This is a genomic window from Caballeronia sp. dw_19, from assembly GCF_018449515.1.
Lineage (GTDB): Bacteria > Pseudomonadota > Gammaproteobacteria > Burkholderiales > Burkholderiaceae > Caballeronia.
Genome location: NZ_JAAVUQ010000044.1, coordinates 26,850 through 51,156, shown reverse-complemented (window position 1 = coordinate 51,156; position 24,307 = coordinate 26,850). Strand labels below are relative to the sequence as shown.

The 24,307-nt window shown below is 59.6% G+C and carries 20 protein-coding genes; 3 read left to right on the top strand and 17 right to left on the bottom strand.

Annotated elements, in window-relative coordinates; all coding sequences use genetic code 11:
• Nucleotides 1–199: 199 nt before the first annotated feature.
• The 7 genes from HB376_RS35075 to HB376_RS35045 form a co-directional block, all read right to left on the bottom strand.
• The gene (locus HB376_RS35075; protein ID WP_089161091.1) at nucleotides 200–2,122 is read right to left on the bottom strand and encodes a PrkA family serine protein kinase; all 1,923 of its coding nucleotides are present in this window, start codon (nucleotides 2,120–2,122) and stop codon (nucleotides 200–202) included.
• A gap of 723 nt (nucleotides 2,123–2,845) precedes the next feature.
• Entirely contained in the window at nucleotides 2,846–3,607 is a 762-nt protein-coding gene (locus HB376_RS35070; RefSeq protein WP_213768292.1) for a hydratase, read from the bottom strand.
• Nucleotides 3,608–4,056: 449 nt separating this feature from the next.
• Complete coding sequence (locus tag HB376_RS35065) at nucleotides 4,057–5,799, bottom strand: methyl-accepting chemotaxis protein (protein ID WP_213768291.1); 1,743 nt, start codon at nucleotides 5,797–5,799, stop codon at nucleotides 4,057–4,059.
• A 448-nt stretch (nucleotides 5,800–6,247) separates the two neighbouring features.
• Entirely contained in the window at nucleotides 6,248–7,345 is a 1,098-nt protein-coding gene (locus tag HB376_RS35060) for a LacI family DNA-binding transcriptional regulator (protein ID WP_213768290.1), read from the bottom strand.
• A gap of 325 nt (nucleotides 7,346–7,670) precedes the next feature.
• Nucleotides 7,671–9,290, bottom strand: coding sequence for a sugar ABC transporter ATP-binding protein (locus tag HB376_RS35055; RefSeq protein ID WP_213768289.1), 1,620 nt, complete (start codon nucleotides 9,288–9,290; stop codon nucleotides 7,671–7,673).
• Nucleotides 9,291–9,575: 285 nt separating this feature from the next.
• Nucleotides 9,576–10,487: a sugar ABC transporter substrate-binding protein gene (locus HB376_RS35050; RefSeq protein ID WP_255631743.1), complete on the bottom strand. Its 912-nt coding sequence runs from the start codon at nucleotides 10,485–10,487 to the stop codon at nucleotides 9,576–9,578.
• Between the two features lie 424 nt (nucleotides 10,488–10,911).
• Nucleotides 10,912–11,193 (bottom strand): hypothetical protein, encoded by a 282-nt coding sequence (locus HB376_RS35045; protein WP_213768288.1) that lies wholly within the window; start codon nucleotides 11,191–11,193, stop codon nucleotides 10,912–10,914.
• Between the two features lie 593 nt (nucleotides 11,194–11,786).
• Between HB376_RS35045 and HB376_RS35040 the strand changes: the two genes are divergently transcribed.
• The 3 genes from HB376_RS35040 to HB376_RS35030 all read left to right on the top strand — a co-directional run bounded on the left by HB376_RS35040 (nucleotide 11,787) and on the right by HB376_RS35030 (nucleotide 13,851).
• On the top strand, nucleotides 11,787–12,092 hold the full coding sequence (locus HB376_RS35040) for a PsiF family protein (RefSeq protein ID WP_213768307.1): 306 nt from the start codon (nucleotides 11,787–11,789) through the stop codon (nucleotides 12,090–12,092).
• A 313-nt stretch (nucleotides 12,093–12,405) separates the two neighbouring features.
• Nucleotides 12,406–12,882: a hypothetical protein gene (locus HB376_RS35035; RefSeq protein ID WP_213768287.1), complete on the top strand. Its 477-nt coding sequence runs from the start codon at nucleotides 12,406–12,408 to the stop codon at nucleotides 12,880–12,882.
• Between the two features lie 378 nt (nucleotides 12,883–13,260).
• Nucleotides 13,261–13,851: a YSC84-related protein gene (locus tag HB376_RS35030; protein ID WP_213768286.1), complete on the top strand. Its 591-nt coding sequence runs from the start codon at nucleotides 13,261–13,263 to the stop codon at nucleotides 13,849–13,851.
• 172 nt (nucleotides 13,852–14,023) lie between these two features.
• On the opposite strand, the gene HB376_RS35025 is transcribed toward HB376_RS35030, so the two are convergent.
• The 10 genes from HB376_RS35025 to mltG all read right to left on the bottom strand — a co-directional run bounded on the left by HB376_RS35025 (nucleotide 14,024) and on the right by mltG (nucleotide 24,267).
• Nucleotides 14,024–15,091 (bottom strand): glycosyltransferase family 4 protein, encoded by a 1,068-nt coding sequence (locus tag HB376_RS35025; protein ID WP_213768285.1) that lies wholly within the window; start codon nucleotides 15,089–15,091, stop codon nucleotides 14,024–14,026.
• A gap of 257 nt (nucleotides 15,092–15,348) precedes the next feature.
• On the bottom strand, nucleotides 15,349–16,767 hold the full coding sequence (otsA, locus tag HB376_RS35020) for an alpha,alpha-trehalose-phosphate synthase (UDP-forming) (protein ID WP_213768284.1): 1,419 nt from the start codon (nucleotides 16,765–16,767) through the stop codon (nucleotides 15,349–15,351).
• 254 nt (nucleotides 16,768–17,021) lie between these two features.
• Nucleotides 17,022–18,317, bottom strand: a complete 1,296-nt coding sequence (locus HB376_RS35015; protein ID WP_213768283.1) for a mechanosensitive ion channel domain-containing protein — start codon at nucleotides 18,315–18,317, stop codon at nucleotides 17,022–17,024.
• 213 nt (nucleotides 18,318–18,530) lie between these two features.
• Nucleotides 18,531–18,887, bottom strand: a complete 357-nt coding sequence (locus HB376_RS35010) for a Rap1a/Tai family immunity protein (RefSeq protein WP_213768282.1) — start codon at nucleotides 18,885–18,887, stop codon at nucleotides 18,531–18,533.
• Nucleotides 18,888–19,111: 224 nt separating this feature from the next.
• The gene (locus tag HB376_RS35005; RefSeq protein WP_213768281.1) at nucleotides 19,112–19,888 is read right to left on the bottom strand and encodes an ankyrin repeat domain-containing protein; all 777 of its coding nucleotides are present in this window, start codon (nucleotides 19,886–19,888) and stop codon (nucleotides 19,112–19,114) included.
• A gap of 115 nt (nucleotides 19,889–20,003) precedes the next feature.
• Nucleotides 20,004–20,795: a TatD family hydrolase gene (locus HB376_RS35000; protein ID WP_213768280.1), complete on the bottom strand. Its 792-nt coding sequence runs from the start codon at nucleotides 20,793–20,795 to the stop codon at nucleotides 20,004–20,006.
• 63 nt (nucleotides 20,796–20,858) lie between these two features.
• Entirely contained in the window at nucleotides 20,859–21,356 is a 498-nt protein-coding gene (locus tag HB376_RS34995) for a GNAT family N-acetyltransferase (RefSeq protein WP_213768279.1), read from the bottom strand.
• 34 nt (nucleotides 21,357–21,390) lie between these two features.
• A complete protein-coding gene (locus tag HB376_RS34990; RefSeq protein WP_213768278.1) occupies nucleotides 21,391–22,416 on the bottom strand; it encodes a DNA polymerase III subunit delta' in 1,026 nt (341 codons plus the stop codon).
• A gap of 214 nt (nucleotides 22,417–22,630) precedes the next feature.
• Nucleotides 22,631–23,251, bottom strand: coding sequence for a dTMP kinase (gene tmk, locus HB376_RS34985; RefSeq protein WP_213768277.1), 621 nt, complete (start codon nucleotides 23,249–23,251; stop codon nucleotides 22,631–22,633).
• Nucleotides 23,251–24,267, bottom strand: a complete 1,017-nt coding sequence (gene mltG, locus HB376_RS34980) for an endolytic transglycosylase MltG (RefSeq protein WP_213768276.1) — start codon at nucleotides 24,265–24,267, stop codon at nucleotides 23,251–23,253. The genes tmk and mltG overlap by 1 nt, the downstream gene beginning before the upstream one ends.
• Nucleotides 24,268–24,307 lie beyond the last annotated feature (40 nt).

Here is a 24,307-nt window from a genome sequence, read left to right as displayed (position 1 = left end):
GCTCATGGCCTTGAACCGCGCGCTGCGGTGCTGGCCGTAAAGCACTCGCCAAGGTGCTCACGGTTCGCCGGTTTGTAGCCGGCGTCGCGCGAACGTATGACTATAAAACTAGCGACACAATACTGATTCAAGCACGTTTTGCCTGGTTTCGCTGAGAACTCATTTCTCTCCCGTTAAAAACACGACGAAAACATCTTCATCAGGACGACTTCCGTACCCGGAGATACCAGTCGCAGAGCAGGCGCACTTGCTTTGGCGTGTAACCCTTGGCGACCATCCGGTTGACGAAGTCTTCATGCTTGCGCTGTTCTTCCGCCGATCCTTTGGCGTTGAACGAGATCACCGGCAGAAGCTCTTCAGTGTTCGAGAACATCTTCTTCTCGATCACCACCCGCAACTTCTCGTAGCTGATCCACGCCGGATTCTTGCCGCCATTCGCAGCCCGAGCCCGCAGCACGAAGTTCACGATCTCGTTGCGGAAATCCTTCGGGTTGCTGATACCCGCCGGCTTCTCGATCTTCTCCAGTTCCGCATTCAACGAAGCGCGGTCGAAACTTTCTCCCGTATCGTGATCGCGGAATTCCTGATCCTGAATCCAGAAGTCTGCATACGTGACGTAACGGTCGAAGATGTTTTGTCCGTACTCCGAATACGATTCCAGGTACGCGGTCTGAATCTCCTTGCCGATGAACTCGGCATACCGCGACGCCAGGACGTCCTTGATGAACGACAGGTATTTCTGTTCGGTTTCCGGCGGGAATTGCTCGCGTTCGATCTGCTGTTCGAGCACGTACATCAGGTGCACCGGATTGGCCGCGACTTCAGCGGAATCGAAGTTGAATACCCGGGAAAGAATCTTGAACGCGAACCGGGTTGAAACGCCGTTCATGCCTTCATCGACGCCCGCAAAATCGCGGTACTCCTGGAACGATTTTGCCTTCGGGTCCGTGTCCTTCAGATTGTCGCCATCGTAGACCTGCATCTTCGAAAAGAGGCTGGAGTTTTCCGGCTCATGCAGGCGAGTGAGCACGGCCATCTGCGCCATCATCTTCAACGTACCCGGCGCGCAAACAGCGTTCGTCAACGAAGAATTGCGCAGCAGCTTCTCGTAGATCTTCATCTCTTCGCTGTAGCGCAGGCAGTACGGCACCTTGACCACGAAGATACGATCGAGCAGTGCTTCGTTGTTCTTGTTATTGCGGAAAGTCTTCCATTCCGACTCGTTCGAGTGGGCCAGGACCACGCCGTCGAACGGGATTGCACCGAAACCTTCCGTGCCCTTGAAGTTGCCTTCCTGGGTAGCAGTCAGCAGCGGGTGCAGCACCTTGATCGGAGCCTTGAACATTTCAACGAATTCAAGCAAGCCCTGGTTCGCGAGACATAAACCACCGGAATAGCTGTAGGCGTCGGCGTCGTCTTGCGAAAAAGTTTCGAGCTTGCGGATGTCGACCTTGCCGACAAGTGACGAGATGTCCTGATTGTTTTCATCGCCCGGTTCGGTCTTGGCTATACCGATCTGGCGCAGGATGGAGGGATAACGGCGAACGATGCGGAACTTGCGGATGTCGCCGTTGAATTCGTGAAGGCGCTTCACTGCCCACGGACTCAGGATGTTCTTGAGATAACGGCGCGGGATGCCGTATTGCTCTTCGAGGATAGGGCCGTCTTCGTCGTAGTCGAAAAGCCCAAGCGGCGATTCATTGACGGGAGAACCCTTGATTGCATAGAACGGCACACGCTCGGCGAGTTGCTTCAGACGTTCGGCAATAGATGACTTGCCGCCGCCTACCGGCCCGAGCAAATACAAAATCTGTTTCTTCTCTTCAAGACCCTGAGCAGCATGCCTGAAGTACGACACCACTTGCTCGATCACTTCCTCCATTCCGTAGAACTCACGGAATGCCGGATACACCTTGATGACCTTGTTTGCAAACACACGCGATAAGCGCGGATCGGTACGTGTGTCGACGGACTCCGGTTCCCCGATTGCCGACAACATCCGTTCGCCCGCTGTTGCATACGTTGCAGGATCGTCTTTGCAGAGCGCGAGATACTCTTCGAGCGAGAATTCCTCCTCGCGGGTTTTTTCGAAGCGGGTCGCGAAACTGCTGTAGATATCCATGCTACCTCCTCGCCGAAGTCAGAAAGCAATGTGTGCGCGGCGCGCCTAATCAGAACAACATCGCTTCAGTTCATCCTAAACCTATTCGAATTTTTTTTCATGCAAATGCGTTGTTGATTTGCTTCGAAGTATTCCCAGCTTGGTGGAATATTTTCGTTCACCTACAATCATCATCCCGACTCGCGAAACGTTCTCCGCATTGGCTGCATAGCCTTGCTGTACAAGCCCTGGACCCATGCGACATGCTGGCAGCCTAACACGCTGACTGCTGCTGCCGGCGGTGCAGCGTTGCCCTCATTTATGCATTGAGCGCTTATGTCGCTGATATGGCGCACCCATGCTGCATGTTTGTCTCATCCATGCCGAGTTGTCCCCCGCTCATCCACATGCTCATCCACACGTTATCCACCGGTTATCCCCTATACGCGTCATAGCACCGGAACGATGCAACACCCGGGTGCGTTTTTTTACATCGAGTCTCCAATGTCATTCGAATGCACGCTCTCAAACGCTATGCGCCTCTCTTTCTAAACGATGCGCACCCACATCCGTTGACCGCCTATACCCCGCTTATACCCCGCTCATATCCCGGTTATACCCGTTCAGCGGACAGGGATTTAGACGCAAAAAAAGCACTCGAATGAGTGCCTTTTTTTGATGTGACACGCGCGCATGAATGTTTCCGAGCGCCCGGTCACAGTGTGCCGGAATGCTGCAAAAATATCATTCCAGCGTCAATTCGATCTCCCCGATCCGGTCTACCCGGCCGCTTATCACGCTTGGGCCCTCGACCCGTCGCGCACCCGTGTAGGAGCCGGTGGTGATGGTCCAGAACGGCTGGACCGTGTGTCCGTGAGTGCTGCAATGGTTGACGAACCAGACCAGCAGTTCGCGGGGATCGCCGGCTGGATTGCCCGTGCTCGGAGGCACGATCGAAACGCCGTCGATGGACAGTTCGAGCAGCGGTGAAAGGAAATCGAAGTTGGGTGCGATTACGTCATACGGCTCCATCTTGCCGACGACCAGTGCCCCGTTGTTCTGCGAATCGGCAAGTTGTGCCAGTGTCGCCAGGTTTGGCCATTGCGCGAAGCGGCTATCGACCACCTCCAGCGCCACGGCCATGCTGCCCAGTGCCGCGAACACTTCGTTGCGGCTGTAAGGTTCGTCGCGGGGCGGGAGTGCGTACGAAAAACGAAACGCGATCTCCAGTTCAATCAGCGCGCGAAAAAACGACGCGTGCGCAATGCGCGCCGGCGATGTGTGCACCAGTTCCGCGTCGATGGGCGCCGTGTTCGCCAGTGCGCCGGGCGCGCGGGCACCGACTTTCCATGCGCCAATTCGCGCGCCGGAAAGGGTCAGAACTTCGTGCTGGATGGCGTAAGCCGCTTCGGCGTCAGCAGGGATATCGACTGACTCGAGGTCTTCTATCTGCGTGCGCTGGCGGCGGGCCTGAACGAGTTGCGCGGCAAGGGTGGATCCGGTCATGGCAGGCGTCCTGTGGTGGTGATCGAAACGCGTTCTAATCCCGTGAAGGTTGAACGAAGTGCGCTCAGTGTACGGGGAAGTCGGACAGGATCGCGAGTTCGGGTCAAGACAACAGGGTTACGGAATGGCGATTGCTTGATGCGTGCGCCGCCGCGGGCGGTGGGTCCTTGTGTTGACGGAAGCTTGCATCGGAGCCCGATGGCAATGCGCTGATCAGACCCTCTTCGCATGCTCGCTTGCTGGAGCGCTCTGTGGACGACAGGATCGACTATGGGGCGGGTTGGAGCGCGTTGGGGCGCATCAACCCAAACACGCTTCATCAGCGGCGGCCGGGTGGGAGTGAAAGTTCGGGTGAGTCCGGTTAAAGCAAACCGCTCGCGATCAATAAAAACGCGCTCCGCAAACCCGGTTCGCGGAGTGCGTTTAACTCAATAAACCCGCTCACCCGATCAGAAGGTTTGCCAGTCGCCGTTAGCTGCAGCCCCAGTTGCAGCCGCAGTCGCCACCGGCCTTGCTGCAACAGGCGCTTTAGCCAATGTGATTGCCGGCGCTGCACGCCGCGGCCTCGCCGGAACGACCACGCGCGGCTTTGCTGCCCCCGATGATCCGGGCCTCGCCGCAGCGTGGGTGAAACCCGCTTCGACCGCGCTGTCGTCGTCGAGTTGAAATACCGCCACGGCCTGCCGCAGCTTCGCTGCCTGATCCTCCAGCGATTGCGCAGCCGCCGCGGCCTCCTCGACCAGCGCCGCGTTCTGCTGTGTCACTTCGTCCATCTGCGTGACTGCGCGCGCCACTTGTTCAATGCCGCTGCTCTGCTCTTGCGACGCTGCCGCGATCTCGCCCATGATGTCGGTTACACGTTGCACCGCGCCGATAATCTCGTTCATCGTGCGGCCGGCTTCGTCGACCAGCGAAGTCCCCGACTGCACGCGCTCGACCGAGGTATCGATAAGACCCTTGATCTCCTTCGCCGCCGCCGACGAGCGTTGCGCGAGGTTGCGCACCTCACCTGCCACGACGGCAAAACCGCGCCCTTCCTCACCGGCCCGCGCGGCTTCCACGGCCGCGTTCAGCGCCAGGATATTGGTCTGGAACGCAATCCCTTCGATGATCGTAATAATGTCCGCGATCTTCGCCGAGCTCTGGTTGATATCGCCCATGGTGTCGACCACTTGCGCGACCACGCGGCTGCCCTTGTTCGCGATCTCCGACGCGTTGGCCGCCAGCGAACTTGCCTGCCGGGCGTTATTGGCGTTCTGCTTCACCGTGCCGGTCAGTTCGTCCATGCTCGACGCAGTTTCCTGCAGCGCCGACGCCTGTTCTTCCGTACGCGAGGACAAGTCGATATTGCCCGCCGCGATCTGCTTGGTCGCCGACGCGATGGATTCGCTGCCCGAGCGTACGCTTCGAACGGTCCCCACAAGGCTGGCCTGCATCCGTGCAAGACCTTGCATCAGCAGGCCCATTTCGTCGCGTGAAGTGGCGACGACCTTGCCCCGCAGATCGCCCGCCGCGATGGCTTCGAAATGCTCGAGCGCGGCGTCCAGCGGGCGGCCGATAGCGCGCCGCAACGCGAACCACGAAAACGCGGCGGCGGCCAGTCCGACCACGATCGCGATCACGCTCAACGTGCGAAAACTCGCAGCGGCCGATTGGGCTGCATCGTAACCGTGCCTGGCGCTGTCGAACTGGAATTTGCGCAGCGCGTCGTTGGCTGTCGAAAGCTCGCCATAGGCGACCTGCATGGCTTTGGCTGTCTCCACGATACGCGCCTGGTCATTGGCCCTGACAGCTTCATAGCCGCTGTCGATCACCTTTTGCAACGCGAGGCGTTTGGCGTTCGAGGTATCGGCGAGCTGCTTTTCGTTGGGGTCCTCCGGCAACTCGGTGTATTTTTTCCAGTAATCGTTGGCGCGGCCGCGCATCATGCCGCCACGTTCGATGGTCGCCGCCACTTCCGGCGTACCGGCAAGAAACGCCGCCCGGTCGAATATGAGCCGTTCTCGTGCCGTATAAAGCTCCGCGTTGCTGACGGCGTCAGCGCTCGGCATCTGGTTTTCGAACGTGTCGCGATAGGCCTGGTTCGACTGCGTCATCCCGTAAAGCCCCAATCCGCCGATCGCTATCAGAAGCAGTCCCAGAAATACCATCGTCAGACCGAGACGCGCCTTGATCGTTAAGCTCATGTTCATGATTTTCCTCGGGAGGCTGCTGATAAAAATGTCGGCCGGGCGCGGTTCTGGATCACGATTCAGGGCAAGACCAGATTCGCCTGCTTGGACATCTTTTACGGCGTGTGCGCGGCGCACTTGAGGAAATTCATGAAATGTTATTTCGTCTAATGATTTACCCTAAGAACTTTAGATGCACGTTATTAAGCAAGAGCACGCATTAATGCGATTGTTGTAAACAATTCAAGATGAATCGCACCATCGGCCTGATGGCCGCGAGTGGAACTGGATGAGGTTTAATTTGGGGGGAAGAACGGGGGAAGAGCATGCTGCCGGCCGGGATGATTGGATCATCTCTCCAGATTTTTAGTCCTTTGCTGCGCGTGGTTCGCACGCGCAGCCGGGGCGCTGGCAAACAGGGTCCTGCCGACGCCGGCAAAACTCCGAATGCAAGCCCCCTCAGCCTGCTTCAGGCCTTCTCGGTATTGCCTTGGCCCAACGCCACGGAATTCGCCGCAGCAGCGGGCCCGGCCGCCACATCTTTCCGATAAACCCGCGGCAACACTTCCGGCACGACCGCTGTCGATTCACGCAAGATCATGCGCGGCGTCACGACGCGTCGCCGCGTGGTCGCCGGCACCTTGCCCGCGATCCGGTCGATCAGCGTCTGCGCCGCCAGTTCCCCGAGTTCGCGCACCGATTGCCCAACCGTCGACAACGCCGGATAGGTGTATCGGCTCAATTCGATATCATCGAAACCGATGATCGAACAGTCGCGCGGCACGTTGATGCCCCGCTCCGCCGCCGCCCGCAACGCACCGACGCCCATCATGTCGTTGCACGCAAAAATACCGGTGGGCCTGAGGGTATCGAAGAGTTGGGACGCCGCCTCGTAACCGCCGGTCGCCGAAAATGCGCTCTGCTGAATGGCGTTCGGCTCGATCTCGATGCCACGCTCCGCCATTGCACGGATAAACCCGTGGACGCGCATCGCGCTGACCGCCGTGGCAATGGGACCGGTGATACAGCCAACCCGCGAGTGCCCGAGTTGCAGCAAGTGGCGCGTGGCCAGATAGCCGCCCTTCTCGTGGTCGATCTGCACCAGATCCGCCGACACGCCTTCAATATTCCGGTCCAGGATCACCAGCGGTTCGCGCGATCCGGCCAGGCTTTGCGCCAGCACCGCATCTTCTCCCGCCGACGCAATCACCAGCCCGTCGATGCGTTTTTCCTGCAGCACGCGCAAATAGCTGCGCTGCTTGGCGGGGTCATCGTCCGAATTGCAGAAGAACATGCAATAGCCGTTCTTCGCGCACCCGTCTTCCACCCCTCGCGCCAGTTCCGCGAAGTACGGGTTGGTTGCGTTCGGCACCAGCAAGCCGATGGTGAGCGTGTTGCGCGCCTTGAGAGAGCGCGCCACCGCCGAGGGCACGTAATCCAGTTCCAGGATCGCGCGCTCCACCTTCAGCCGCACCTCAGCCGACACGGGCCGCGAATTGTTCACGACATGAGACACCGTAGTGAACGATACGCCCGCAATGGCTGCTACATCTTTGATCGTCGCCATACTTGGTCCTTCTCTCTGACTTGGGTCTTGCTTCTTGCTCTTCTTGATTGGCCCCCGCAACGCGCATCCCACTGCGCTGCCCTCTGGCCTTGCGTTTCCGGTTGCCTGCTTGGGTCTTACAGCCCTACATCTGCCTGTGTGCGGCCCTTTGTGCGGCCGTTAGGACCGCCCGGGACCGCCCGCCGGCGTTTTCCCCGCGCCGGCTTTCATGCTTTCTTGCTTGGCGGGCACCGCAGCTTTTTGCTGCTTTGCGCCTGCTTTAACTGCCTTTCACAGCCTCTCACTACCGTGATCCAACTGCTTTAAAGACTTCCATTGTGCCTGTTCAGCGCTTCACTGCTGATCCGCCGATGCTCGGCTGAGGCGGCGCCTTGGCATCCGGCACGATGGGTTCCTGGAGGATTTCGTCGCGTTTCGCGTAACCGGCAAAAGCTGCCGCCAACAGCGCGTCCTGCGACCATGTATTCCGCTCGAAGACCCCGGTCATCCGTCCCGCCGACATCACCCCGATCCGGTCGCAAATAAGCATCAGTTCGCGCAGATCGCTCGACACCACCACCAGCGCCCGCCCTTCCAGCGCCAGCGCGCCCATCAACGCATAAATATCAAACTTCGCGCCGACATCGATGCCGCGCGTGGGTTCATCGAACAACAGCACGGTTGAGTCGCGCGCGAGCCAGCGGCCGATCACCACCTTTTGCTGATTGCCGCCCGATAACTCCGACACCGGTTGCAACGGACCGGAGGCGCGGATATGCATCGCGTCAATCTGCTTTTGCGCCAATGCCGCTTCACGCCGTCCATCGATAAAACCCCTGCTCGACACCGCGCCGATATTACCGAGCGAAATATTCGCGGCAATCGGCTGCGGCAGCAGCAAACCCTCGCCCTTGCGATCCTCGGTGATCAGCGCAATGCCGTTCTTCACCGCGTCCGCAGGCGACGCGATTTTCACCGGCGTAAGCGCCCCACCGTCATGCGCTACCGAGACCACGCCGCTGTCGGCCCGATCCGCACCGTAGATCAGCCGCATCAGTTCCGTACGGCCCGCGCCGATCAACCCGCTGATGCCGAAAATCTCGCCCGCCTTCACCTCGAAGGACACATCGCGGACCACCTGGCCGCGGCTCATGCCGGCAACTTTCAGCGCAACGCCGCGAATCCTCCGTTCGCCCAGATCGATCCGCTCACCTATGTCACGCCCCACCATGAGCGTGACCAGACGGTCGCTGGTCAGGTTCTGCATGGCGTCGATATGAACCAGCTTGCCGTCGCGCAGTACGGCTGCGCGCCCGGCGATCCGCCTGAGTTCTTCCAGCCGATGCGAGATGTACACCAGCGCCACGCCCCGCGCTTTCAGGCGCTCGACCTGCTCGAACAGCAGGTCCACTTCGCGCGCCGTCAGCATGGCGGTGGGTTCGTCAAGAATCAGCACGCGGCAATCGCCAATCAGATTCCGCGCGATCTCCACCATCTGCTGATGCCCGATCCCCAGTTCGCCCACAAGCGTATCCGGGTAGATCGCGTCAAGCCCGACCTGCTGCATCGCGTGCCGGGCGTCCTCGCGCAGCGCCGCCCGGTCGATCCAGCCAAATTTGAATCCCTTGCGCTGCGGCAACCGGTTCAGGAACAGGTTTTCCGCCACCGATAACGTAGGCAGCAGGTTCAATTCCTGCATCACCATGCGCACGCCCAGCGCTTCTGCCTCCTTGCGGCTGGCCGGCGCGTAAGGCGCTCCACCCAGGGTCATGGTGCCGGTGGTCGCATCGACCAGGCCGCCGATGATCTTGGAGAGCGTGCTTTTCCCGGCGCCGTTTTCCCCGGTCAACGCGAGCACTTCGCCCGCGTGCAAGTCCAGCGTGACGCCGGCTAAAACCGGCTCCACGTAGGTCTTGCCTATCCCGCTCACCGTGAGAACGGGCGCGGTTTTCACTCTGTCGTCCATCCTCTTCTCCGGCGAAAAGCCGCCGCGTTCTTCACGCGCGCCCCTCTCGCTGCGAGAGGCTCGACCGCAATCGTTTGCAGTCAAGCCTGTTCCTGAAGCCTCGACTAGCCCAATACCGGCCCGCTATCCATTATCCAGTCCACTATGTGCAGATACAAAATTCCGGGCTCCGCCTGGCGTTCATCGAAAAAACGAGTTGATCATCCCATTCTCTCGTTTATCGGCAGCGGCGCCCGTTTCTTAAGATTTTAAGCAGACAAATCAAATTTCCTATGCGTGTAATACCTATTTTTTGGTAATCAGGACCACCGGTGTTTCGACCATGCCTGACAATTCCGACTGTTTCTTATGCTCGGAAATCGCTTTCAAAGCCGTGTCGATACCAAATACCGCTTGTTTCGCGGCGTATTGATCGGCCGTTGCAAGCACCCGGCCGTCGGCGAGCATCGGTTTGATGGCGTTGATGTTGTCGTAGCCGACGACCTGCACCTTGCCTGCCTTACCCGCCGCCCGCACCGCAGCCACCGCGCCGAGCGCCATGTTGTCGTTGCCGCACAGCAGCGCCTTGATGTTCGGGTTCGCGTTCAGGATCTGCGATGCCACCGCGTTGCCCTTGTCGATTTCCCAGTCGCCCGATTGCAGCGCAACAACCTTCATGCCGCCCGCCTGCATCGCTTGCTTGAAACCGGCCGTGCGTTGCTGTGCGTTGGTGGTGGTCGACACGCCTTCGATAATGCCGACTTCATCGCCGGCCTTGAGTCGCTTGGCCAGATAATCTCCGACCAGCCTCGCGCCCTTCGCGTTGTCCGGGCCGACGAACGGCACGTTCAGGTCCTTCGACTTGAGCACGTCCGGGTCCAGCCGGTTGTCGATATTCACCACGATGATCCCTGCATCCACGGCCTTCTTGACGACCGGGACGAGCGCCTTGGAATCAGCCGGGGCGATCACGAGCGCATCGACCTTCGAGACGATCATCTGCTCGACAATGCGAATCTGGTTCGCGGTATCGGTTTCGTCCTTGATGCCGTTGGTGATCAGGTCAAACTGACTCGAGTTGTGTTTCTGATAATCCTTGGCGCCGGTTTCCATGGTCAGGAAAAACTCGTTCGCCAGCGATTTCATCACGAGCGCGACCTTCGGCTTATGCGCGGCTTGCGCGGCGGCGCCGGTGGAATACAGCGACAACGGCAACATGGCGCACGCGCCCAGTGACAGCGCGACAGACATGAAACGGCGGCGCAGCGCGGGTTCGACAGGTTTGTGATGTGAGTTCATGCGGCATATCTCCTGGTTTCGTTTTGAGTTATCGGATATTCAGTTATTGGCTGAAACAGGATGGGTGTGGGCGTGTTGGGTTGCTGCTTCCGGCAGCTTCTCGGCTACCTCGGGCTGCCCTTGGTGGGGATATCGGGCCGTCGTGCCGGACATCGGGACACGACTCCGTCAGATAGATGGGATTCAACGTTGTGCGGGATTCCCGTGCGGACTTGCGTGTTTTTCGTCCAGGTGAAAGCACGCCTCGTACGGCCCGATGAGCGTGGACGCTTGCGCCGCCTACCGCAATTGCTGTTGGCCCTGATTCTGGTGCAACGCGTGATGCAACTATGCCGGCCGGCTTTTACAGCTCATCGACGGACTCCCCTTGCACCTTCTTGTCGATGATCGCCCTCGCATAGTCAATACCCGCTCGTGTCGCGTCGATCGGGCTGTTGAACGGTTCCTGCTCCGGCACGCCGAACATTTCCGACTTCCCGCCCTCGCCGCTGGCGCTGCGCGAAATGTTGACGATGATGTCGAAATGACGCGGGCCGTCGTCCGGCTCGTCGCGCTCTTTGCCACGACGCAATGCCTGGACGGTGATTTCAAAACCTTTGTAATGATCGGACAAGGGGCGGGACATACGCGACTCCTTTAAGCAGTAGAACGACAGGATCGCACGGCTTTGCAACGCTGCGCACGAAGAGTGTAGGCAGAGACTGTGAAGGCGCTTTGTCCGCGTGTTGACACCGTTCGCGCTAATGTTGCGACGCTACAACGGAGGCTTGCCCCTGTGGAGACCGGTAGGTGCCGGTCGTTGCCGGTCGCGAAATCATCGAGCGTCATTGGCCGTTCAAGCGCGCAGCCGAAATGAAAATTGTAAGCCTCCTGTCCAGAACCGTTGTCGTCCGATAAAGAAAGCTTACAGAGCGCGTATCAATGGACACGGAACAGATCGAATTGGTGTTAATCGGCGTGAAGCGATTATTGCGAGCGCCTTTTGAATGACGCGGACGTTATGTGCTTTTCGATTTTTGAGGTTCGAAACCGTACGGCATTTGTATGGCTTTTTGCCATAATGGGTTACCTTGGGTTTGCCTGATCAAGCCGCCTGACGATGGCAATGACGGCAAAAGCCACGGCAAAAGCCGCAGCCGTATTGAGCGGGATAGATATGTGCCTGACCTTGCAGCACCTCACCTCGTTTCATGTCATTCATTTAAAGGGAGAAAACGCATGAAGATCCGGGCAACCATGGCAACGCTCGCATTGGGCGTCGCTTTAAGCGCGACCTTCGCTGCAACACCGGCGTTTGCCGATAACAGCCAGCAATCGAAGATGACAACCTGCAATGCGCAGGCTTCGGGCAAGAAAGGCGATGACCGCAAGGCCTTCATGAAAGATTGCCTCTCGTCAGGGCCTGCTGCTGCCGCTCCGATGACTCAGCAGCAGAAAATGACGGCGTGCAATAAATCGGCGACGGGCAAGAAAGGCGACGATCGGAAAGCCTTCATGAAGGACTGTCTCAGTAACAAGGGCTGAACCGGAGCGAGGTGACGTTCAATTGTTTGTTAAAGCCGCGTGCCTTTGAACACGCGGCTTTTTTCATGGTTTTTTCGGGCATAAATCACGCACGAATCGCGGGTAAGTAGGCGGGCAAGTAAGCGGGTAAGTAAAGTCCCGAACCCGGGAAAACCCCGCCCCGTCTTATTGCAGTGCAGCTACGGTCGTGCTACGCGGCGCGCGTTTTATCTCATAAGATGATGCGAAGGCGGCCCACCAGAATAACTAATGCGCCATCGGTCCGCCACAGTCTAGCCGGCTTGCAGCATTGCAATAGACGGAGGCCCCAAGGATGGTATGGCGATATAAAAACCGCTGGTTCAGGCGGTGGCTGGTTGTGATCATTTTTTGGGCGGTCCCGATCATGATCGTTGCGGCAAACGAGCTTCGCGAACAGCTCTCGTACGATGCCCAGGATCTTGCCCACTCCCTCTCCACCTGGACGTTCACGGACGCGCAACGTGCCTCTGCCGCCGTTTCGCGCTGCCACGGTTCCCTCGACGAAGCGCGCACGGCCGGCTGTCCGCCCGACGTAGTCGCAGCCAATGCCGCCAAGAACCAGGATGCCCTGGAGGAGTATTCGACTCGCCGCAGCGTGCTGTTCGGTTATCTATGGCATGCGTTTGTCGGTTATTGGGTCGTGCCGGCGATCACGCTGTTTTTGCTGGGCGCCGTGATCGGCGTGATTCGACGCGCCCTCCGTCGCCCCGCCACAAAAAATGACAAAGCGAAGCAAGCCAATGAATCCACTCGGATTGCCAAGCCGTAAAAACATCACATTGCGATGTGGAGACAACGCCTCTGCAGTTTTTTGCACTATCTCACGAAGTTTTTCGTTTTATTTTGACGGGTAACTTTGACCGAAATTCGAGCGGCCAGGAAGGGCTGGCCCACCGTTTGCGTCTTCGGATCTTGTCTGTTGCGAGGGACGAATGTTTCGTGCAAACAAGCGTTCTCTGACGCGGACGGCGTCTCGACCGGGCAGGTCAAAATTACCTCACTACATCTGCCTGACACGGCGCAAGCCAAGCGGGGTAAGGCTCCGCGACATTTCAGGACATGTTGCTCACGGACGTGCTGTGTTATAAAACGCCATGCTGCAACACTCGTAGATGGGGTTTCCCAAAAAACCACGATGGAGAAAACGATGCAAAGACGAAACTTCATGATCAAATCGACCGCCGCGCTTGCAATGGGTGGCTTCGCGCTAGCCGGTTGCACGACAACGTCGAATCAAGGCGCACAACAGACCGCCGGCGACGCGGACGCACGCCGTTCGATCGATGCGGATGTCGACGCAACCATGCAACGCCTCTACGTCACCGCTCGCGGCTCGCGTGAGCTGGTCGGCAAGGCGCGCGGCGTGCTCGTGTTCCCGTCGGTGCTGGCGGCAGGTTTCATCGTCGGGGCGCAGTACGGCAAGGGTGCATTGCGGGTTGGCGGCGGCTCGGTCGGCTACTACAGCACGACGTCGGCGTCGATTGGCCTGCAAGCAGGCGCGCAATCGAAGGCGATCATCTTCCTGTTCATGACGCAGGACGCGCTCGACAAATTCCGCAATACGGACGGCTGGTCGGTCGGCGGCGATGCATCGGTCGCGCTGGTCAAGATGGGCGCGAACGGCAATATCGATTCGGACACCGCAACGGCGCCGGTCGAAGTGTTCGTGCTGACAAACGCTGGCCTGATGGCTAACCTTTCGCTGGAAGGCACGAAGGTATCGCGTCTGAAGATCTGATCGGGGTCTTCGGCTGGCTAAAGCCGGCCTGAGCCGGCCTGAATCCTGAATCACGCACGCATAAGTTAAAACCGCCGCGCAGCACGACCTTCTGGTCGTGCTGCGCGGCGGTTTTCTTTATGGCTTTCTTGATTGGCTCTGAAGCTCGCGAAGCGCTTTTCAGGCGCGCCGTTCAACTGGCTGCGCTGTCGATCAGCTTGAAGCGTGAACGCTTTTGCGCGCGCACGACCGCCTGATAAGCATCAACATATTGCTGCGCCATGCGACGCGAGGTGAAGCGTTCCTCGAAGCGCTTGCGTACGCCCTCGCGCGACACGGTATGCAGCCGGTTCACCGCCGCCACGGCGCCAATCTCGTCCTCGACGATAAACCCCGTCACGCCCTCGTCCACCACTTCCGGCACGGCTCCGCGATTGAACGCGATCACCGGCGTGCCGCACGCCATCGCCTCGATCATGACCAGTCCGAACGGCTCCGGCCAGTCGATCGGGAAGAGCAGCGCGTGGGCGCCGGAGAGAAAGCCGGCCTTCTGGTCATCGTCGATTTCACCGATGAATTCCACATATGGCAACTTCATCAGCGGCGCGATTTCGCGTTCGTAGTACTCGCGGTCCGCCGCGTCCACCTTCGCCGCGATCCTGATTTTCATCCCGCACCGACCGGCAATCCGGATGGCGGTATCGACGCGTTTTTCCGGCGATATACGCCCAAGGAACGCCAGGTACGTCTGTTCGACCGGCTGCGGCAAGTAGCGCCTTTCCGGCAGCCCGTGATACACGGTGGTCAGCCATTTGGCCTGCGGCAACGGATGACGTTGCGCGTCCGAAATGGAGATGACCGGCGCGGTATCGAACGTATTGAAGATCGGTTGCTGCTCCGGCAAATCAAGCCGGCCATGCAGCGTGGTGACGAACGGCGTGTCCTGGCGTTTGAACAGCGAGAACGAGTAGTAATCCATGTGGAAATGCAGCACGTCGAAGTCGTCGGCGCGGCGCCGCACCATTTCCATCAGCAGCATATGCGGGGCGATCCGGTCGCGGATAGCCGGGTCCAGGCGCAACGCGCGCGGCCACACGGCTTCCAGCTTCGCCTTGGTTTGCGAGTCGCCTGAAGCGAACAGGGTCACGTCGTGGCCGAGTTCAACCAGCGCCTCGGTGATATACGAAACAACCCGTTCAGTGCCGCCATACAACTTGGGCGGTACTGATTCGGTCAAGGGGGCTATTTGTGCAATTCTCATTGTCCGCGTCTCCACTCGGTCTGACTTCGCCGTGATGTTTAGTCTGTGATATTGATCGGCAGGGGTGCCGGTCGCCCGCGCGCGATGCGTGCGAACGACACCCTATTATTGGCCGTGGAAGCCAACGCGTTGACAAAACTTTCACTTTCACGACCCTGTTACAGTCGCGAAACACTCGAATATCGTCGAATTCCTGCGGTTTTCAGGCCGATATCCCGTTGGCGGACAGCGTTTTTAAATCGACGCTGCATGTGTTGTTATTTGTTGCCCGCCGGGCGTTTGTTCGGCTGTTTGTTCAAGTTCACGCCTCGCAGGTCGGCGAGAAACGAGTCGCGCCAGACGCCCAGGTCGTACTTGCGAAGCATCACCATGCTGGTTTCGTAGCGCTCGCGGCGTTCGGCGAGCGGCATGGAGAGCGCCCGCCCAATAGCCTCGCTCATGCCGACTATGTCGTGCGGATTTACCATTAGTGCGCCCTTCATTTCATCGGCGGCGCCCGCGAACTGGGACAGCACGAGCACGCCGGGATCGTCGGGATTTTGCGCCGCGACATATTCCTTCGCGACCAGGTTCATGCCGTCGCGTAACGGCGTGACCAGCCCGATCTGTGACTCGCGAAACAGCGACATCAGTTTCCACCGGTCATAACGCTGATTCATATAGCGGATCGGCGTGTAGTCGAGGCCCGAGTAACGGCCGTTGATACGTCCTGCTTCGTATTCCAGGTTATGGCGGATCTGCTGGTAGGTATCCACGTCCGAGCGCGTGGGCGGCGCGATCTGCACCAGCGTGACATTGCCCCGCCATTCGGGCGATTTTTCGAGGAAATGTTCGAACGCCTTGAAGCGCTCGACCAGGCCCTTCGAATAGTCCAGCCGGTCCACGCTCATGATGAGCTTGCGGCCTTCCAGGCTCTGCTTCAGGTCCATCACATCCTGACGCGCTTCGCCGCGGGTGGCTTGCTCGGCGATTTCATCAGGGAAGATGCCGATGCGGTACACGCCGGTTTTAAGCCGGCGGCCGAACGCTTCCACTTCGCCATCGGCCGTGGCCGTTCCATGCGCGTGACGCACGATGTAATCGTGGAAAGCAGCCTGGTCGCCGGGCGTCTGGAAACCCACCACGTCATAGCAGCACAGCGACTTGACCAGTTCCGCGTGCGGCGGAATGTTGAGCAGAATCTGCGGTGACGGAAACGGGATATGCAGGAAAAAGCCCATGCGGTTGGTCACGCCTTCCGAACGCAGCGCCTCGCCAAACGGGATCAGGTGGTAGTCGTGGACCCAGATGACATCGTCGGGTTGCAGCAGCTTGATTGCGCGATGCGCCAGCCACGAATTGACCCGCCTGTAGCCCGCGTATTCCTCGCGGTCGTAGACGGCCAGGTCGTTGCGATAATGGAAGACAGGCCATAAGGTCGCGTTCGAAAACCCCCGGTAATACTGGTCGTAATCCTTCTTCGGCAAGCCCACGGTGGCGAACGTGACCGCGCCGTCCTGTTCGAGTTTCGGTCCCTGGTTCGCCACGCTGTCGCTGACTACGTCGCCGCTCCAGCCGAACCAGACGCCGCCGCTGTCCTTCAGCGCGCCGAACACACCCACGGCGAGGCCGCCGGCGGAGCCTTTGGTTTCGGTCGGAGAGGCTACTCGGTTCGATACAACGACTAGGCGGGTCATTACTGGCTTCCTTTTTTGCGATTCTGTTCAGGGTGTGTGTATTTTTTTCATGGTCGTAATTTTCATAGCCACCCTGGCCACATTACGTGCGAGGGTCGTGCCGTTTATTTTTCTGCTGATGACCTTCGTTCGGCTCCGGGCAACGGCCTCGGTTCAATTTCACTCGGTTCAATTTCATTCTCGCGTTCGGTAATGCCCGGGCCTGCTTCGTGGTCTGTGTCAGCTTGTCCGCAATCTCGATGCCACCGCCCGGCTCAGCGCCGCTCAGCGGGTTTCGCCGCGCCGCCGCCGGGCGCACTCGGGGCGGTGCTTGCCGCCGAATTCCCCGATGCGTCCGGGCCGTGCCGCTCTCCCCGGCTCGCCACCGGATCGGCTTCCGTGTTGGCTGTCCGGCTGGATGCCGGCGGTCTGATCGTTCCGCCCGCGCTCTCATGGCCGTCCGCCATGCTGCGCCCGAGCGGCGCAACAAAATCGGCATCCTCCCCTTCCTGCGATATATCCGCCCGCGTGCGCGGCAGGAACTGCGGATACGACGACTGCATGAAGTTCAACAGACCTTCGCGCACCCGGCATCGAAGATCCCAGTTCAAGCCGGAATCGAAGGAACTGACGAGCACGCGAAGCTGCATGGACTTTTCGGTGGCGTCGGTGACCTGCAGCACCTGCACGCGCTTGTCCCACTCCGGCGCGTTCTGCAAGATCCGGTCGAGCTCTTCGCGCATCGGTGCAAGCGGCATGCGGTAATCCACATAGAAAAACACCGTGCCAATGATTTGCGAACTGTTGCGGGTCCAGTTGGCGAACGGATTCTCGATAAACCATTGCAGCGGCACGATCAGGCGCCGCTGGTCCCAGATCCGGATAGATACATAGGTCCCGGTGATTTCCTCCACCCGTCCCCATTCGCCCTGGATCACCACGACATCGTCGAGCCGGATGGGTTGCGACAATGCGATCTGCAATCCGGCGATCAGGTTGCCCAGCACCGGCCGTGCGGCGATCCCGGCGACCAGCCCCGCCACGCCCGCCGAGGCCAGCAAACTCGCGCCGACCTGACGCACGGCGGGAAAGGTCATCAACGCGCCGCCGAATCCAATGATCACGATCACCACCATCACCGAACGCGCCAGCACGCGAGCCTGCGTGTGAATCCGGCGCGCTTGCAGGTTGTCCTGGCTGTCGAGCGGATGGGCCTGCACCAGCGCTTCGGCCACCGCGCCTACCGAGCGCACGGCAAGCCACGTCAGCGCGACAATCAGCATCACGGTGAGCAGGTCGCGCAGCGCGGCGGCGAACGGCAGCGAATCGGGGGCCTCTACCAGCACGAAACCCAGGCCGAGGATGATCAGCAGCGCGAGCGCGGGTTTGTCGATAAAGCGCAATACCACGCTCATCAACGGATACGGCCGCGCGATGCGCATCAGGATGCGCGCGCCCACGCGATGCGCGCCGATGGCGAACAGCACGGCGAGCGTCGCGACGACAAGCGCGCCGGGCCAGGTACTGAGCGGAGCGGAAGCGATTCGCTCGAAGGAGTCGAAAGAGGTCATCGTCGTCGTGGGATCAGCCTTGGAAGGTGATATCGGGGGATACGACGGATCGTGCGTGCATGCGGCCCGCCTGCGCATGCAGCGCAGCGGCACCGGCGGCCGGCTTGGCCAGCCAGCCGCGCCATGAGATGACTATTCTATTGCATTGCAGCAGCTACCGAACCAGCGGGCGGCGCGGACGAACCTCGCCGCCTTGAATGGTGATCGGGCTGCTTAATTTTCAGCCTTGCAGGGGAAAGCCTTGCCGAGTCCGAGCGATACCATGGTCGTGGCGTTGAAGTTGCCGCGCGTGGGATTGTCGGCGATGAACTTGCGTACCGCGTCCGTCAGTTCCTGCGGTTTGACATCGACTGGCAGGCAAAAATACTGGCCGATCTGCGGTCCCGATGTACCGCCAATGGCTTCGATGGTGTTGTAGATACCGTCAGCGGCACCTTCTATATAAGCCGCGCATGCGCTGCGCGAGGCTGTGTCGGTCTTCGTACAAAGCATGTTCAGATCGTTGCCTGTGAACGCGGCCGCGCTAAGCGGAAACGCGAGCACACTGGCCATGACAAAAACCCGCTGCATGATGGTCCTTTCTTATGTTGGCGGTTGCGGGCCGGCATGGACGCGCAGGCGAAAACATCCTGTCTTGTTGGCCAAAACCCGTCTTTTCAGCGAGCGCGCCCGGGCTAGCCTTCCTTCGGCTTATCCTTCCCGGATCATGCCCGCTGTTCCTCGTATTTGCCTCGTCTCGCGCGGTCGGGACCTGTTGTCAGTCAAACCTGAGTCAGGTGCTCGCCGTGCGAGCGTCATTTTGCACTGTTTGCGCCGCTTTGCGGTGCCCCGGACGCGCCCGCTGCGCTCTGGTTTTGCATCGCTGCCAGCCGTGCCGCCAGCCCTTCCGCCACATCTTTCTCGTGATACTGGTTTGCGAAGTCAACCGCCGTCAGGCCAAGCTGGTTCTTCACTCGCAGATCCGCGCCTTCATCGAGCAACAGCTTGACCGTCGACAGATGGCCGCCGCGCGCCGCCATCATCAGCGGGGTCGTGCCGTTGGGCGAACCGGAGTCGATATAAGCCGAATGGTCGAGCAGTACCTTCACCACGTCGTCGTGACCGTTGGTGGCGGCATAGTGCAGCGGCGTCCAGTCCTTCTTGTTCACTTCCGCGTCCTTCGCGATCAGCAGGTTCACGAAGATGAGGTCGTCGTTGAGTGCGGCCAGCATCATCGCGTTTTCACCGGCGGGATCGAGCTTTTCAAGGTCAATGTTCGGGTTATCGGCGAGCAGTTGGCCTACCTTGTCCGACTTTTCCCTTGCCGCGATCACGAGCAGCGGCGTGCCGGTGTCATCGACGAGATTCGGATCCACGCCCTGTGACAACAGCTTTTTAACGGCAGATATGTCGTCGAACTTTACCGCTTTGATCATGGAGTCGGCAGGCGTCGCAAAGGCGGGTTGCGCGATGGCGGCGGCTGTCAGCACCAGGCCCGTTACCACGGTTCGCCAGGTTTTACGCGTCAACGCGGATTGACGGGTTGAGGGTGTTGAGTGGGTCGAAGAGGAAACCGTCGAAAATGTAAGCATGTGTTCCTTGGGGATTACTTAACGTTCTGAACGTTCTGGTAACGAAATAATGAATCTGTCGGGCGAAGGGGTCATTCCTGTCTCAACGCACTACGGTAAACAACCGTAGCAGGCTTCAGTGCCCAACCGCCTGCGGGATCTTGAACAGCGTGAAAAAATTAAGCGTGGTGGCTGCCGCCAATGCTTCTTCCGGCATCTCGCGCAATTGCGCGATGAAGCGTCCGACATAACTTACGTACGCAGGTTCATTCGATTTCCCGCGATACGGCACCGGCGCCAGATACGGTGAGTCGGTTTCAATCAGCAAACGCTCGAGCGGCACACGGCCCGCGACGTCCTGCACGTCTTTCGCGCTCTTGAACGTGACAATGCCCGACAGCGAAATGTAAAAATCCTGGGCAAGCGCCGCCTCGGCGACATGCCACGGTTCCGTAAAGCAATGCATCACGCCGCCCGGCACGCTCGCACGCTCCTCGGCCATGATCCGCAGCGTGTCTTCCCACGACGACCGCGTGTGGATGATCAGCGGTTTCGCTGTGGCGTGCGCCGCCCGGATATGCGTGCGGAAGCGTTCACGCTGCCATTCCATATCGGCGATGCTGCGGCCTTCCAGACGGTAATAATCCAGCCCTGTCTCGCCAATAGCCACCACTTTCGGATGCCGCGCCAATTCCACGAGATCCGCCACGCTCGGCTCACGCGCGTCCTCGTGATCCGGATGCACGCCGACCGATGCGTAGATATGCTCGTTTTCTTCGGCGATCTTCAACACCGAAGGCAGCGTTTCCAGATCAACCGATACGCACAACGCATGCGTCACCTTCAGCTCGCGCATTTTGTCGAGCACTTCGGGCAGGCGGTCGGCCAGGCCTTCGAAATTGATGTGGCAATGCGAATCGACGAACATGGGGATTCCGTTAAAGCGGGATTGGGTTGGGTGGCGAGCGTTCGGTTAGCTGAATGGATCGGATCAGCCGAGCCGCCGTCCGAGAATCAGGAGGTCTCGTTCAACGCCGTCCAGCACCGCGACGCGCGGCAGCGACCCCCACGTCTGGAATTCGAAGCGCTGGAACAGGCGCAGGCTCGCTTCGTTGTGGCCGAAGATGAAACCCAGCAGCGTGTCGATACCCAGCGCCGGTGCGCGTTCCAGCGCCACTTGCAGCAACTGCTTCCCAAGCCCTTTGCCACGGGCGCTTTCGGCGAGATAGATACTGACTTCCGCCGTGCGCAGATAGGCTGGGCGGCCGTAAAAGTCGGAGAAACTCAGCCACGCGATGACCGCGCCATTTTCTTCGACCACCCATAGCGGGCGTGCTTTCGGGCCATGCGCATGAAACCACGCGAGCCGGCTTTCGACCGTGACCGGTTCAAGGTCAGCGGTAACAAGGCGCGAGGGCACGGTGGAATTGTAAATGGCCACGATACCGGGAAGATCGTCGAGCGTGGCGTCGCGGAAATTGGGATTCATGGTGCGTTGGTGTGCAAAGAGAGTGAGTCGGTAGTCAGCCGGTGAACACGTCGCGGTAGCCCAGGAATAGTTCTTCGAACACCAGCCGCGCATTCAGCGGATGATTTTCCACCGCGCGCTGCCGTGTCACCGTCTTTTGAAAGCGGGCGAAACGCTCGGTATCGATCTGCGCGGCGCAGCGTTCGAGCGCCTTCGATGCCCCCGGGAAATAGCGCGGACGCCCCGCCGTTTTCTGCGCGAGCAGGTCGTAAAGCCAGCGCTGCAGCCAGCCAAGCACCATGGGCACCGGCAGCTTTTGCAGGCTTTCACCGCACGCGAAAGCGTCGCAGGCGGGGCCGGCGGCCAGTTGCGCCAGCGCGAAATCACGCAGCGCGCGGTTTTCATCGGAGGCGAGCGCCAGCGCGGTCAGCGGCGCGCCGCCGGCTTCCGCCAGCACGGCTGCGGGACGCTCCACGCCCTGCTGCGCCAGCCATGCAACGGCGGGTTCGGTGGCCGGGAGGGTCATCGGCCATTGGCGGCAGCGGCTGATGATCGTCGGCAGCAAGCGGTCTATGCGCGCCGTCACCAGAATGAACACCACGCCCGCGGGCGGCTCTTCCAGCGTCTTGAGCAATGCGTTTGCGGCGAACACGTTGATCGATTCAGCCGGATACAGCAGCACGACCCGCAAACCGCCCCGGTGCGAACCGAGGCTGAAAAAATTCATCAGCCCGAGCACCTGATCGATCTTGATCTCCTTGCTCAGCACTTTCGTTTTCTTGCCGTCCTCGGCGTCTGCCTTATCAGCCTTGTCGTCGCTGATCAATTCACCGGTGAGCGCTTCCGGCAGGACCGCGCGATAGTCGGGATGGTTGCCCTGGCTAAACCACAGGCAGGCGACGCATTTTCCGCATGGTTCGCGGGTTTCAGTTGGGGTTTCGCAGAGCAGGCTTTGAGCAAGATGCTGCGCAAACTGCAATTTACCGATACCGGCGCGACCGTGCAGGAGCAACGCGTGCGGCCAGCTTGCACGCAGTTGTTCAAGATGGGTCCAGTCATCGGTTTGCCACGGATAGATCATGAAAAGTCTTTTGGATCAGGTGTTTGCAATGCCATCTTGTGAATCTGAATTTACTTTAACTTGTCGGCTAAGTTCAATTAATTCAATTCTTTGTTGACAGTAATTGAAGCTTTTTCGAGGCTGGCCAAGGTTTGTGCCGGCGAACGTAAGCGAATATCAAAACCATCAAATGACGAGATTTAAAGTAAATTCTATCTACAGATTTTTATCAAAATCAAATACTTGCGATCACTGCTTCAAGTTGTTTCTGGATATCGTCGATCGAATGCGTAGCGTCGATTATCACAAATCGCTCCGGCGATTCCGCCGCCCGGCGCAGATATTCCGCCCGCGTACGGCCGAAAAACGAATCCGATTCGCTCTCGAACTTGTCGGGTGAACGAACCGCGCCGCGTCGTTCGCTGGCCACGTTCGTCGGGACGTCGAAGAGCACGGTCAGGTCCGGCTGAAAACCGCCCTGTACCCAGCGCTCAAGCGCTTCCAGCTTGTCACGCGGCAAACCGCGACCACCGCCCTGATACGCGAAGGTGGCGTCGGAGAAACGATCCGACAGTACCCAGTCACCCCGGGCCAACGCCGGCTCAATGATCTGCGCCAGATGTTCACGGCGCGCGGCGAACATCAGCAACGCTTCGGTTTCGAGGTCCATCGGCTGGTTGAGCAGCAAGTCCCGCAGGCTTTCTCCCAACGTCGTACCGCCGGGTTCCCGCGTGATCACAACCGAGCGGCCCGTGGCTGCGATCTTGTCCTCCAGGCGCTGACGAAACCACGCGAGGTGCGTCGTCTTGCCCGCCCCGTCGATACCTTCAAACGTGATAAATCTGCCGCGCACCATCATTGTCCCCGGATGTACTTGTCGACGGCCCGATTGTGGTCGCCGAGATTGTCTGAAAAGAAACTGCTGCCGTCGCCGCGCGACACGAAATACAGTGCCGTGCTGGACGCAGGATTGACCGTCGCCGCAAGGGCTGCCACACCCGGCAGCGCGATCGGACCGGGCGGAAGGCCCATGCGCGTGTAGGTATTGTACGGAGTGTCGGTTTGCAGGTCTTTTTTATGCAGCCGGCCGCCGTAGGCCGAACCCAGGCCATAGATCACCGAAGGGTCCGTTTGCAGCGGCATGCCGATGCGCAGCCGGTTCGCGAACACAGCCGCGACCAGCGGCCGGTCGGCGGCTCGCCCCGTTTCCTTTTCGACAATCGACGCCATGATCAGCGCCTCGTAAGGCGTCTTGTACGGCAAATTCTGCGCGCGGGTAGCCCAGGCTTCGGCGAGGCGCTGTTGCATCAGCTTGTACGCCCGCTTGTAGACGGCGATGTCGCTCGTGCCTTTGTCGAAGAGATAGGTGTCGGGGAAAAACAGGCCCTCCGCGCTCACCCGCGCAATCACGTCGTCCGGCGCGCCGATTGCCTTCAGCAAGTCGGTGTCGGTCATGCCGGCTGTGTCGTGCTGCAGCGCCGGATTGCCGTCCAGTTCGTTGCGCATTTTCTGGAACGTCCACCCTTCGATCACGGTCGCCACGTATTCATTGACGTCGCCGCGGGCGATTTTCTGCAGCATCTCGTAGGGCGTGATGCCCATCTTGAACTCATAGTTACCCGACTTGAGCTGCGACGACAGGCCGAGCGCGCGCGTCATCAGCACGAACAACTGCTGCTGGACGCGCGCGCCGCCGCGGTCCAGCTGAAGGGCCACGCTGCGCAGCGTACTGTGGGATTTGATGGTGATGTCGAGTTCGGGTGAGGCCAGGTCGACCGGGCTATTCGCCCATTTGAACATGCCCGCTGCGAGCGCACCGGCAACCACGATCGCGACGACCGCCGCGATCAAACATTTCTTCAAAAGGGACATGCGAAACACGCTCGTGGTTAGACCCATATAATAACTTCGT

Bases quoted from the DNA above. Each gene is read 5' to 3' on its own strand.
- HB376_RS35075 (WP_089161091.1), bottom strand. From the start codon at position 2,122: ATGGATATCTACAGCAGTTTCGCGACCCGCTTCGAAAAAACCCGCGAG.
- HB376_RS35070 (WP_213768292.1), bottom strand. From the start codon at position 3,607: ATGACCGGATCCACCCTTGCCGCGCAACTCGTTCAGGCCCGCCGCCAG.
- HB376_RS35065 (WP_213768291.1), bottom strand. From the start codon at position 5,799: ATGAACATGAGCTTAACGATCAAGGCGCGTCTCGGTCTGACGATGGTA.
- HB376_RS35060 (WP_213768290.1), bottom strand. From the start codon at position 7,345: ATGGCGACGATCAAAGATGTAGCAGCCATTGCGGGCGTATCGTTCACT.
- HB376_RS35055 (WP_213768289.1), bottom strand. From the start codon at position 9,290: ATGGACGACAGAGTGAAAACCGCGCCCGTTCTCACGGTGAGCGGGATA.
- HB376_RS35050 (WP_255631743.1), bottom strand. From the start codon at position 10,487: ATGTTGCCGTTGTCGCTGTATTCCACCGGCGCCGCCGCGCAAGCCGCG.
- HB376_RS35045 (WP_213768288.1), bottom strand. From the start codon at position 11,193: ATGTCCCGCCCCTTGTCCGATCATTACAAAGGTTTTGAAATCACCGTC.
- HB376_RS35040 (WP_213768307.1), top strand. From the start codon at position 11,787: ATGAAGATCCGGGCAACCATGGCAACGCTCGCATTGGGCGTCGCTTTA.
- HB376_RS35035 (WP_213768287.1), top strand. From the start codon at position 12,406: ATGGTATGGCGATATAAAAACCGCTGGTTCAGGCGGTGGCTGGTTGTG.
- HB376_RS35030 (WP_213768286.1), top strand. From the start codon at position 13,261: ATGCAAAGACGAAACTTCATGATCAAATCGACCGCCGCGCTTGCAATG.
- HB376_RS35025 (WP_213768285.1), bottom strand. From the start codon at position 15,091: ATGAGAATTGCACAAATAGCCCCCTTGACCGAATCAGTACCGCCCAAG.
- otsA (WP_213768284.1), bottom strand. From the start codon at position 16,767: ATGACCCGCCTAGTCGTTGTATCGAACCGAGTAGCCTCTCCGACCGAA.
- HB376_RS35015 (WP_213768283.1), bottom strand. From the start codon at position 18,317: ATGACCTCTTTCGACTCCTTCGAGCGAATCGCTTCCGCTCCGCTCAGT.
- HB376_RS35010 (WP_213768282.1), bottom strand. From the start codon at position 18,887: ATGCAGCGGGTTTTTGTCATGGCCAGTGTGCTCGCGTTTCCGCTTAGC.
- HB376_RS35005 (WP_213768281.1), bottom strand. From the start codon at position 19,888: ATGCTTACATTTTCGACGGTTTCCTCTTCGACCCACTCAACACCCTCA.
- HB376_RS35000 (WP_213768280.1), bottom strand. From the start codon at position 20,795: ATGTTCGTCGATTCGCATTGCCACATCAATTTCGAAGGCCTGGCCGAC.
- HB376_RS34995 (WP_213768279.1), bottom strand. From the start codon at position 21,356: ATGAATCCCAATTTCCGCGACGCCACGCTCGACGATCTTCCCGGTATC.
- HB376_RS34990 (WP_213768278.1), bottom strand. From the start codon at position 22,416: ATGATCTATCCGTGGCAAACCGATGACTGGACCCATCTTGAACAACTG.
- tmk (WP_213768277.1), bottom strand. From the start codon at position 23,251: ATGGTGCGCGGCAGATTTATCACGTTTGAAGGTATCGACGGGGCGGGC.
- mltG (WP_213768276.1), bottom strand. From the start codon at position 24,267: ATGTCCCTTTTGAAGAAATGTTTGATCGCGGCGGTCGTCGCGATCGTG.